General features: G+C 70.8%; 11 protein-coding genes and 1 pseudogene. 9 read left to right on the forward strand and 3 right to left on the reverse strand.

The annotated features are described in order from the left end of the window. Positions 1-1626: ATP-dependent DNA helicase (locus tag ACOJSN_RS18445; RefSeq protein ID WP_420113953.1), on the forward strand; the 1626-nt coding region annotated here is incomplete at its 5' end. Positions 1627-1641: 15 nt separating this feature from the next. Here the strand turns inward: ACOJSN_RS18445 and lexA are convergent. Beyond that, the gene (lexA, locus tag ACOJSN_RS18450; RefSeq protein WP_420113954.1) at positions 1642-2331 is read right to left on the reverse strand and encodes a transcriptional repressor LexA; all 690 of its coding nucleotides are present in this window, start codon (positions 2329-2331) and stop codon (positions 1642-1644) included. Between the two features lie 318 nt (positions 2332-2649). Here lexA and ACOJSN_RS18455 point away from each other — a divergent pair, with 318 nt between their 5' ends. The 6 genes from ACOJSN_RS18455 (at position 2650) to ACOJSN_RS18480 (ending at position 6086) form a co-directional block, all read left to right on the forward strand. After that, positions 2650-3138, forward strand: coding sequence for a LysM peptidoglycan-binding domain-containing protein (locus tag ACOJSN_RS18455; RefSeq protein ID WP_420113955.1), 489 nt, complete (start codon positions 2650-2652; stop codon positions 3136-3138). Between the two features lie 165 nt (positions 3139-3303). Continuing rightward, on the forward strand, positions 3304-3774 hold the full coding sequence (nrdR, locus tag ACOJSN_RS18460; protein ID WP_420113956.1) for a transcriptional regulator NrdR: 471 nt from the start codon (positions 3304-3306) through the stop codon (positions 3772-3774). A 114-nt stretch (positions 3775-3888) separates the two neighbouring features. Further along, positions 3889-4530: a SatD family protein gene (locus tag ACOJSN_RS18465; RefSeq protein ID WP_420113957.1), complete on the forward strand. Its 642-nt coding sequence runs from the start codon at positions 3889-3891 to the stop codon at positions 4528-4530. A gap of 5 nt (positions 4531-4535) precedes the next feature. Then, positions 4536-5285, forward strand: coding sequence for a hypothetical protein (locus tag ACOJSN_RS18470; protein WP_420113958.1), 750 nt, complete (start codon positions 4536-4538; stop codon positions 5283-5285). Between the two features lie 4 nt (positions 5286-5289). Continuing rightward, a complete protein-coding gene (locus ACOJSN_RS18475) occupies positions 5290-5835 on the forward strand; it encodes an AAA family ATPase (protein ID WP_420113959.1) in 546 nt (181 codons plus the stop codon). 65 nt (positions 5836-5900) lie between these two features. Further along, positions 5901-6086 (forward strand): DUF5302 domain-containing protein, encoded by a 186-nt coding sequence (locus ACOJSN_RS18480; RefSeq protein WP_420113960.1) that lies wholly within the window; start codon positions 5901-5903, stop codon positions 6084-6086. Between the two features lie 4 nt (positions 6087-6090). Here ACOJSN_RS18480 and serA read toward each other — a convergent pair whose 3' ends face one another. Then, positions 6091-7314, reverse strand: a complete 1224-nt coding sequence (serA, locus tag ACOJSN_RS18485; protein ID WP_420113961.1) for a phosphoglycerate dehydrogenase — start codon at positions 7312-7314, stop codon at positions 6091-6093. Between the two features lie 66 nt (positions 7315-7380). After that, the gene (locus ACOJSN_RS18490; protein WP_420113962.1) at positions 7381-9561 is read right to left on the reverse strand and encodes a HelD family protein; all 2181 of its coding nucleotides are present in this window, start codon (positions 9559-9561) and stop codon (positions 7381-7383) included. Between the two features lie 169 nt (positions 9562-9730). Here ACOJSN_RS18490 and ACOJSN_RS18495 point away from each other — a divergent pair, with 169 nt between their 5' ends. Further along, positions 9731-10669, forward strand: coding sequence for a proteasome assembly chaperone family protein (locus ACOJSN_RS18495; RefSeq protein WP_420113963.1), 939 nt, complete (start codon positions 9731-9733; stop codon positions 10667-10669). A gap of 233 nt (positions 10670-10902) precedes the next feature. After that, positions 10903-11173 (forward strand): annotated as a pseudogene (locus ACOJSN_RS18500) (serine/threonine protein kinase); the annotation flags it as partial.

An 11173-nucleotide genomic window follows, 5' to 3' on the forward strand; every position in this document is an offset into this window, starting at 1 on the left:
CCACCCGAGGAGGACGCCGCCCTGTTCGACATGGCGCCGGAGTCCTCCTCCAGCGCCGAGGAGCACCCCGCCGCCGCATCCTCGCGTGACGACTCGCTCGGCGGCCAGGTGGTGCGCGTGCGCGCCTGGGCCGACGAGACCGACAGCGGCGACCGGGATGACCTGGTGCCGGGTGTCAGCGACCGCGCCTGGCGGCAGGTGTCGGTCACGTCGATGGAGTGCATCGGACAGTCTTGTCCGCTGCGCTCGGAGTGCTTCCCCGAGCTCGCGCGGCAGGCGGCACGCACCGCCGACGTGGTGGTGACCAATCACGCGATGCTGGGGATCGCCGCGAGCGGCTCACCCGGGGCGCTGCCCGAGTTCGACGCACTCGTCGTGGACGAGGCGCACGAGCTGCCCTCGCGGGTGACGGCGCAGGCCTCGGTCGAGCTGTCGGCACCGGCGGTCGAACGGGTGGCTCGGCTCGCGCGCCGCCAGGCGGGCACCGCCACCCAGGCCCTCGACGACGCCGCGGTGCTGCTGCGGAGCGTGCTCACGGCGACGCCCGAGGGCCGCTGGCCCGACGCGCTGCCGCCCGAGGTCGAGGGCGCCGTGCGCGCGGTCGCCGACGCCGCGCGGCAGGTGGTCTCCTCGATCAAGCAGGACAGTGTCAAGTCCGGCAGCAAGGACGGCGACGCGGGCGGAGCGCTCGCGCAGGCACGGTCGGCCGCGCTCGTGCTGTTCGAGATCACCGATCGACTGCTCTCGGACCGGCTGCGCAACCGGGAGGACGTCGTCTGGTGCAGCCGCGGTATCGGACCCGGCGAGGCGATCAAGATCAACGTCGCGCCGCTCGACGTGGCGGGTCCGATCGCCGGGCAGCTCCTCGCGGGCCGCGGCGCTGTGCTGACCTCCGCGACGCTCACCCTCGGCGGCACGTTCGACGCGACCGCGGGCTCGATGGGGATGGGCGGCGCGGACTACACGTCTCTCGAGGTGGCGTCGCCGTTCGACTATGGCCGGCAGGGCATCGTCTACGTGGCCAAGCACCTGCCGAAGCCGGGGCGCGAAGGCACCGATCCGCGCGTGCTCGAGGAGATCGCCGAGCTCATCGAGTCGGCGGGCGGGCGCACGCTGGGACTGTTCTCCTCGCGCCGCGGCGCCACCGCCGCCGCCGAGGCGATGCGGGAGCGGCTCCGCACACCGGTACTCGTGCAGGGCGAGGACTCCATCCCCTCGCTGGTGCGCGACTTCGCGGCCGATCCCGCGACCAGCCTGTTCGGCACGCTGTCGCTGTGGCAGGGCGTGGACGTTCCCGGTGACGCGTGCCAGCTTGTGCTGATCGATCGGATCCCGTTCCCACGCCCCGACGATCCGGTGATGGCCGCACGCACCGAGGTCGTGGCCAAGCGTGGCGGCAACGGCTTCATGGCGGTCTCCGCCACGCATGCAGCTCTGCTGCTCGCTCAGGGCGCCGGGCGCCTCATCCGCGGCGTGAGCGACCGGGGCGTGGTCGCGATCCTCGATCCACGCGTGGCGACAGCCCGGTACGGCACCTTCCTGTCTCGGTCGCTACCGCCGCTCTGGCCCACCACGGACCCGGCGATCGTCCGGGCAGCGTTGCGTCGGCTGCGGGACGAGCAGTGAGCGGCCCTCTCAGCCTCAGAGGGCTCGCAGCACGCTGACAACGCGGCCGAGGATCTCGGCGTCGGTACCGTCGATAGGCGAGAAAGCGGGGTTCGCGGGAAGCAGCCAGACCTTTCCGCTGTCGCGCTTGAGCGTCTTGACCGTGGCCTCGCCATCGATGATCGCGGCGACGATCTCGCCGTTCTCGGCGACCTGCTGCCGCCGCACCACCACCCAGTCGCCATCGCAGATCGCAGCCTCGATCATCGACTCTCCCACGACCTTGAGCAGGAACAGGTCACCGTCGCCCACGAGCTGACGGGGGAGAGGGAAGACGTCCTCGACCGCCTGCTCGGCCAGCAGCGGGCCGCCCGCAGCGATCCGACCGACCACCGGCACGTACGAGGGCGTGGCGCCGGTCGTCTCGCCGTCGTGCAACGTGAGGTGGCGGCCGCCCTCGGAGCTGGCGATGGCGACATCGTCATCGGGAGCGACGATCTCGATCGCGCGCGTGGAGATCGGGTCGCGCCGCAGGAAGCCCTTCTCCTCGAGGGTCTGCAGCTGGTACTTGACCGACGACGGACTCGCCAGACCGACAGCATCGCCGATCTCGCGCATCGTGGGCGGGTAGCCGCGGGTGGCGAGGCTGCTCCGGATCGCCTCCATGATCCGCTGCTGACGCTCGGTGAGTCGGGTGTTCCGGCCGTCGGGGTCGAACGGGTTCATCGCTTGGCTCCCTGGTTCCTGTCTGAGTGATCGTCGCTCGAGCCCGAATCGTTGGAAAATCAACGGATTCTTACCGCTGCCGGGCCAATGTCGGAGGTCCGTGATGGTGTGTGCTGCGTGAGAACAAGCGTACGAGCACACAGCGACCGTGACAAACATCCGTTCGACGGGCGTGTCGCGCCTGTCGGGGTGGACGCCGTTGGAACGTGCGTGCTATCTTCGTACAGACGTCCGACGAACGCACGTACGACGCACGGTTGTTCGACCACCCCGACCAACAGCATTCTTCCGACCCGCGTCCCCCACGAGGAGCCCACGATGAGCGTCTTGGCCCACCCCGGTCCGATCTCCTTCCCGAGCCCCCGGCGTCGCCACCTGGCGCTGGTGCCGGCGCTCCCGGACGCCACGCCCGAGCCCGAGCGGCTCGCCGATGTGGTCCCGCTGCCGGCCGCGCGCCCTGTCGCCCCTCGTCCGGCGAACCCGCGTCCAGCGAGTCGGAGCGCTGCCGCCGCGCCAGCACCACTACGACTGACGACGCGCGGCCGCGCGGTGCTCGCCGGGCTGGCGATCGCCGCCGCGGCGAGCGCGGGCTCTGTCGTCGGCGCGGTCGCCGGCCAACATGAGTCGACCGGTGCCGTGGACGTCGTCACCGTCTCCAGCGGGGACAGTCTGTGGAGCATCGCGGCGTCGGTCGCCACTCCGGGGGAGGATGTGCGCGACCTGATGAGTGAGATCGCGGAGCTGAACGGCTTGACCGGGACCACGATCGTGGCCGGCCAGCAGCTCACGGTTCCCAGCGGCGACTGACTGGCGCGCCCACTCTCCGGCGAGGGGCGGCGGGTGCCGCGGTGGTGTGCTCTCGCGCGTGGCTTTGCGCTCGACACGTGGGATCTGGCCGACTAGATTGCTACATCTAGTAGTTACAGCGGTGTGATCCGACACATGTAGCGTCCAACGCGAGGGAGTGGCAGCATGTACTGTCCGTTCTGCCGTCATCCCGATTCCCGGGTGGTCGAGACGAGGGCTGCCGAGGATGGGTCGTCGATCCGCCGCAGGCGGCAGTGCCCCGAGTGCGGTCGCCGCTTCACCACTCTTGAGACCACCAGCCTCGTGGTGGTGAAGCGCTCCGGGGCGGCGGAGCCCTTCAGTCGCGACAAGATCGCGGCCGGCGTGCGGAAAGCTTGTCAGGGTCGTCCGGTCTCCGACGACCAGATCGCGCTGCTGGCCCAGCAGGTCGAAGAGGCGGTCCGCAGCACGGGTGCGGCTGAGGTTGACGCGCACGAGGTGGGTCTGGCCATTCTCGGCCCGCTGCAGGACCTCGACGAGATCGCCTATCTCCGCTATGCGAGCGTCTACCGCAGCTTCACCTCGCTCGAAGACTTCGAGGCCGCGATCACCTCGCTCCGCCACCATCGATCGACGAGCGGCGAGGTTGAGCAGTAGGGCATGCTTGAGGCCCATGAGACCACCGTCGGTGGCGCCGGAGGGGAAGCCGGCGCTACCGACGGTTCTGAAGGATCCTGCTTATTCTGGCTTGAATGAAGGTATCATCTTCATATGACCGAGATGAAGCAGGCAGCGGCGCTGATCGGGGACGTCATCGGTTCTCGCGGCGTGGCCGATCGTGCCGCGCTGCATCGGCGACTGCGTGAGGTCGTGGAGCTGGCCAACAACGATCTGGCGCCGCTCGTGCCGTTGCGGATCCAGTCGGGGGACGAGTACCAGGGCGTCTACGCCACGGTCGGCGCCGCGCTCCATGCCGCGCTCCGGCTGCGGCTGGCACTGCTCCCCGACGCGGACCTGCGGCATGGGATCGGTTGGGGCGGTGTCACAGTGCTGGAGCAGGAGCCTCGCGTCGAGGACGGCCCGGGTTGGTGGGCCGCACGCGCAGCGATCGAGGAGGTGGAGGCCGACGCGGCCCGGGCGCGTACGCACGCGGCACGCACCCGCTACGTGCTCGCTACCGACACCGAGGGCCCCGCGGAGGCCGCTGTCAACGCGGCGCTGCTGTGTCGTGACCAGCTCGTCGATGCAGGTGACGAGCGGGCGCTCCGGCTGCTGCGCGGGCTGCTCGACGGTCGCAGCCAGACCGATCTCGCGGCCGACGAGGGGATCTCGCCGTCGGCGGTCTCGCAACGAACCCGGCGCAGCGGCTTGGCGGTCGTCGTTGCCGCCGACGCCCTGCTCCAGGAGGTGTGAGCTTCATGATCTGGTTGGGCCTGTTGCTCCTGGGCTGCGGAGTCGCAGACATCGCCAACCGCCCGAGAACGGCTCGGCTGGTTCCGGAGGCGGTCGGTGCAGCCGCGGCTGTGGTGGTCGGGCTGCTCGCCGGCCAGACCGGCGGTGTCGATCTGCTCGCTCTCGTGGTGATCGCGGCGCTCGTGGTGCTGTGGCGCCGCACCGGTGAGCGGACGTTCCGTGGCGGCTCGCCCGCCGTGCCCCTGGCGATCCTCGGTGTCGGCGTCGGCGTGATGCTTCTCGCCTCCGGCCTCGCGTCACCGGTCTCCGGACCATTCGCGTCGTGGTGGTCCGGGCTGGCCTGGCCGCCCGCAGCACGAATCGAGCCGGCACATGCATTACTCGTGCTCGGCGCGCTGGTCGCCCAGCTCAGCACCGGGAACGTGATCGTGCGGCTCGTCCTGGCGGCGACCGGCACCGTCAACCCGGCGCGGCGCACGTCCGGCTCGGCGACCGACCCCGCGGATCCGGCGAGCGACCTCAAAGGTGGCCGCCTGCTCGGGCCCATGGAGCGCGTGCTCATCATCGGGCTCGGCCTCGCGGGCAACCTCACGGCGGCGAGCATCGTGGTCGCGGCGAAGGGGTTGTTGCGGTTCCCCGAGCTCAGCTCGCGCAAGGATCAGGAGCACGTGCACCGCCTGACGGAGTACTTCCTGGTGGGGTCGTTCGTGAGCTGGATGCTCGCGCTCATCTCGCTCGCGATGCTGGCAGCGTGAGAACGTGACGCCGATGCTCGTGGTGATGGCCGGGCTCCCCGGCGCCGGCAAGAGCACCCTCGCCCGTGCGCTCGCCTTGGAGACCGGAGCGGTGCTGCTCTCGGTCGACACGGTCGAGGCCGCGATGTGGCGCGCCGGCGCTGGCGGCCCCGTGCACCCGTCGGTGCCCTCCGGGCTGGCTGCGTACGGCGTGGTGCAGGCTCAGACGGGCGAGCTGCTGGCAGCCGGTCACACCGTGATCGCCGATGCGGTCAACGCCGTGGAACCAGCTCGAGCAGCCTGGCGCGACCTCGCCGCCGAGCACGGCGCTCCGATTCGGTGGATCGAGGTGACGTGCTCCGATCCCACGGTCCATCGCGAGCGCCTCGCCGGCCGCGGGACCCGCTACGCCGGGTTCGCCGAGCCGACCTGGGCGGAGGTCGCTGCGCGGACGATGGAGGTGTGGTCCGACGATCGGCTGGTGCTCGACACCTCGCGCAGCCTCGACGGCCTCGTCGACGCTGCGCTGGCCTACGTGTCCCAGGCCGCCCATGATGCACAGATGAGATAACCGATTGGCCCGGCCCGCCGCCGTCGGGCAGGCTGGGGGCGACGACCGACGAGAGGTGAGTGGGCATGGCTGACGACAAGGGCACCGAGCCGGAAGGCATCAAGGATGCCAAGGCGAAGATGCGTGAGGCGCTCGAGCGCAAGAAGGAGCAGGATCACCTCACGGCCGAGGGGCGCCGCAACACCGGTCAGGTGCACGGCTCCGAGGTGACCGGCGGACGCCGGATGTTCCGCCGCAAGTCCGGGGGCTGAGACCTCAGTTCTGCGGCTGGACCGGCTGGTCCAGCACCCGCACCCGGATCGTCGGCTCCATCGCCTCGAGCGCCTCGACCGCCGATCCGGGGAGCGGGCCGCTGAGGTCCGTCACCACGTAACCGAGATCGCCCGCGGTCCCGAGAACCTGGGACTCCACGTTGACACCCCCGGATGACAGGGCCTGGTTGACTCCCGCGAGCACGCCGGGCACGTTCCGGTGCAGGTGGGCGATTCGCGATGCTCCGTCACGGGGCCGGTCGAGGATCAGGGCGGGGACGTTGACCGAGAGACCGGTCGCTCCGACCGCCAGGTAGTCCCGGAGCTTCGCCGAGACGAAGAGCCCGATGTCCTGCTGCGCTTCCTCGGTGGAGCCGCCCACGTGAGGCGTGAGGATCACGTTGGGGAGATCCCGCAGCTCGGAGTGGAACGGGTCACCCGCCGACTTGGGCTCCTCAGGAAAGACGTCAACCGCAGCCCCGGCGACCGCGCCGTCGAGGATCCGCTCCCGGAGCCTGGCGTAGTCCACGAGGAAGCCGCGTGAGAGGTTGAGGAAGATCGCGCCTGGCTTCATCCGGTCGAACTGTGCGGCGCCGAACATGCCGGCGTTCCCGGGGCGACCGTCCACGTGCAACGTGACGATGTCCGCGACGTCGAGCAGCGCCTCCAGCGAGCTCATCCGGGTGGCGTTGCCGAGCGCGAGCTTCTCGGCGGTGTCGTAGAAGACCACCCGCAGACCGAGCGCCTCGGCGACGACCGACAGCTGCGTGCCGATGTTGCCGTAGCCCACGATCCCGAGCGTGCGGCCGCGGACCTCGTGCGCGCCCGTCGCCGACTTGTCCCAGATCCCGCCGTGCAGCGCCTTGTCCTTCTCGGTCAGCCGCCGCGTCAGGGCGATGATCTCGGCGATCGCGAGCTCCACGACCGAGCGCGTGTTCGAGAACGGGGCGTTGAACACGGCCACGCCGCCTGCTGCCGCATGAGCCAGATCGATCTGGTTGGTGCCGATGCAGAACGCCCCGACGGCGCTGAGCGACGGGGCGCTGTCCAGCACACGCGCCGTGACCTGCGTCTTCGATCGGATGCCGAGGAGATCGATTCCCTCGAGCGCCGCGATCAGCTCGTCCTCGTCGAGTGCTCCCGAGCGGGTCGTCACCTCGACACCAGCCTTCTCGAGCGTCTCGCGCCCGAGGCTGTGCACGTTCTCCAGCAAGAGTGCCTTCACCACGGTCCTATCGTCTCAGCATCCCGAGCCGGCGCCGGAGCGGGACCACGTGATGGGACACGAACGCGGTCACGTGAGCTCGAACCCCCACGGGAGCGGGTGTGCGTGGACCACGTCGAGGTGGCGGGTGGGCCGTGTCATCGCCACGTACAGGTCGCCCGCACCCGTGGCCTGCTCGGCGATCGCGGCCGGCTCCACCAGCACCACGTGGTCGAACTCCAGGCCCTTCGCGCCGGTGGGGTCGAGCACCACCAGGGACGCACCGAGATCGGCGGCGCCGGTGAGACCGAGATCGGTCGCGAGCTGCGCGCGCTCGCTCCGCGGGGTGATCACCGCGATCGTGCCGCCTCGCTGCTGTGCGCGCTCCACGGCGTTCCGTACCTCCGCGAGGACGTCGTGCGTGGGGTGCAGGCTGACGGCGTCGGGTTCGTCGCGCGCGGACTGGACACGTGACGGTGGGCGCGTCGGATCGGCTGCGGTGGCGACCGCGGTCGCGAGGTCCATCACCGAGCGAGGTGTGCGGTAGTTCACCGTGAGCTCCTCGAGGCGCCACCCGCCCTTGAGCGGGCCGTCGAGGGCGTCGGCCCACCGGCGGACCCCGGCGCTTGCCGAGGTCTGCGCGACGTCGCCGACCACCGTCATGGATCGCCGCGGGTTGCGGCGCAGCAGCGCACGCCACGCCATCTCGGAGAGCTCCTGAGCCTCGTCGACGACCACGTGGCCGTACGTCCAGGAACGATCGGCCAGGGCGCGTTCGGCGGTCGTGAGCGCCGGCCCGCTCTCGGCGAACCGGGACGCGAGCTGCTCGGCGCTGACGATGCCGCCACCGAGCCCTTCGCCCAGCACCTGCTGCGCGTACTCGAGCTCGGATCGACGCTGGGCTTGCGCCTCGGCGCGCGCCCGACCGCGCTCGGCCTCGTCCTCTGGACCGATCAGCTCGGCCGCCTCGTCGATGAGCAGCACATCGGCGGGGGTCAGCGGGGCGTCGACGGGGCGCTGCAACGCGGCCAGCTCCGCGCGGCTGAGCGCGCCCCGCGCCGCGTCGGCGAGCTTGTGCGGCTTCGCGAACAGCTCCCCGACCAGGCCCGCGGCCGTGAGCGGCATCCAGCAGAGATTGAGCGCCACCCGGACATCCCGTGCGGTGCGCAGGTCCTCCACGAGCTCGGCCCGTTCCTCGGGGTCCACGCCGCCGATCTCCTCGGCATATTGGCGGGCCAGAACCGAGAGCATGTGGCGCACGAAGGTGGCGCGTGCCTCGTTGTGGGTGCGGTGCGCGCGTCGCGCGCGGGTGTGTCCCTCGCGGACGTCCCCGGGGAGCAGCCGCACCGTGTGGGTGCCCACCCGGAGCTCGCGGGCCGGCAGCACCCGTTCCTTGTTCCTGACCGCCCGGGCGATGATCCGTGCCCAGACGGCGCGGCCCTTGAGCTCCGCGAGGTCGTCGCTCTCGACGGCCGTCGCCGTCACGTCCGGCACCAGATCGTCCAGGGTGAGCGCCACGACACCGGTCTCGCCGAGCGATGGCAGCACCGCTTCGATGTATCGCAGGAACACCCGGCTCGGGCCGATGAGCAGCACCCCGGCGCGCTCGAGAACCTCGCGGTTGGCGTAGAGCAGGTAGGCGGCGCGGTGCAGCGCCACAGCTGTCTTGCCTGTGCCGGGACCACCTTGGACCACGAGGATGCCGTCGGCGGGGGAGCGGATGATCGCGTCCTGCTCGGCCTGGATCGTCGCCACGATGTCGCTCATCCGGCCCGTGCGGTGCTCGAGCAGGGCCGACATCAGGGCGCCCTCGCCCTGCAGCGAGGTGTCGGCGTCGAGCGCCTCGGCGTCGAGCAGGTCGTCCTCGATCGAGATGACCTCCCGGCCGCGCGTCTGCAGGTGGCGGCGGAGCACGACGCCGTCGGGGGAGGCCGCCGTCGCCTGGTAGAACGAGCGGGCGGCCGGTGCGCGCCAGTCGGTGAGCAGCGGCACCTGGTCGGCGTCCGAGACCCCGATCCGCCCGACGTAGCGGCGCGCACCGTCGTCGAGGTCGAGCCGACCGAAGACCAGCCGCTCCTCGACGCCGTTGAGCTGGGCGAGCCGATCGGCGTACAGCGTCGCGAACGCGTCGCGCTCCGAGCGGTTCTGGTGCGTCCCGGAGGCGCCCGAGCGCTGCACGTTGCGCAACCGCTGCTTGGCGTCCTCGCGCAGGTCGTCCACGCGCCCGTAGACGGTGTCGACGTAGCGCTGCTCGTGCTCGAGCGGGCTCACGGACGAGCGGTTCTCCGGCACGGTCTCGCGTTCCCCTCCTGTGGGCCTGGCTGCGCCCACGGGCACAAGCGGCCGTCCATTATCCACCGTGAGCGCAGTCGTCGCGACCAGCCGCCACGAGGGAATGGCAGGCTTGTCCGAGGCGTTGCACCGGCCAGGAGGAGAACACGTGCGTAACCCAGCTGATCTGTACTCAGGTGCCGACGCCGGCGGGCGGACCGCGACCGTGCTCGTGCACGCGTTGTCGGGCTCGATGGATGCCGGCCATGCCGGTCGGCTCGTCGCCGACCACCTGACCTCGACCCTGCCGACCGAGAGGGTCGCCACGTTCGACGTCGACCAGCTCATCGACTACCGGTCCCGTCGGCCCGTGATGTCGTACGACGGCGGAGCATGGGTCTCGTACGAGGCGCCCCGCCTGGTGGTGGATCTGGTGCGCGACGACGAAGGGGTGCCGCTGCTGCTCCTGCACGGCCCGGAGCCTGACCTCTCATGGGAGGCGTTCGTCGCGGCCGTGCGGCAGATCATCGACGATTTCGGGGTCACCACGACGATCGGTGTGCACGGGATCCCGATGGGGGTGCCGCACACCCGGCCGATGACCGTGACCGCGCACGCTACGCGACCCGAGCTGATCTCCGAGCACCCGAACTTCGTCGGCTCGCTGCAGGTCCCGGGCTCGGCGGCCGCGTTGCTGGAGCTGCGGCTGGGCGAGGAGGGCCGCGACGCCCTCGGCTTCGCCGCGAACGTGCCCCACTACCTCGTGCAGACCGACTTTCCGCAGGCCGCGGCAGAGCTGGTCAGGCAGATCGCGCGAGCGAGCGGGCTCACGCTGCCGATGGGTGAGCTCGAGGCCGAGGGGGTCAAGGTGCTCGCGGAGATCGACCGGCAGGTCGATTCCTCCGACGAGGTCCGGGCGGTCGTCCGGGCGCTGGAATCGCAGTACGACTCGTTCGCTGCCGACGCCGAGCGTGCCGGCCGGGCGCCGCTGCTGGCCGCGACCGAGGAACTCCCCAGTGCCGATGAGCTCGGTGCCCAGATCGAGGCGTTCCTTGCCGGCAAGGACGGCATCGATGGCACAGTCGACGAGGACACTCCCGGCGCCTGATCGGGCCAGGGTTTCAACGCTCTCTCGACACGACGCTGAAGGAGCGTTGAACTCGGGTCGGGAAAAGCGGTGGCGTGGTCGGGGCATGCCCAGTAGCGTCCGGACCGAGGCTGATTCCGCGGCCTGCACCTGAGGGAAGGAGGACGTCATGACTGTCGCGCTGACCCCTGCCGTCCTCCGTCTCATCCGGACCCGCTGACACCGCGCGGGTCCCTCCCTCAGGAGATCCCGCCATGCCATCGTCCTTCGACTGGGACACCTTCATCGCCACGTTCGACGCGACCACTCAGGTCGTCGACCTCGACGACGACCAGCGCTGGTCCACCTGGCCTGAGACCGCGCACACTCTCGACCGCGGTCCGCAGCCCTTCCCCGACTGGGTCGTGGAGCACGCCGGTGCGATCGACACCGAGCTCGGCGTGCTCAAGACCGGCAAGGAGGCCGACGCCTACCTCATCGAACGGGCGCTTCCCGAGGACCGGCGTACCGGGGACCTGGGTGAGG

It is taken from the genome of Pseudactinotalea sp. (genome assembly GCF_048594945.1).
Lineage (GTDB): Bacteria > Actinomycetota > Actinomycetes > Actinomycetales > Beutenbergiaceae > Pseudactinotalea.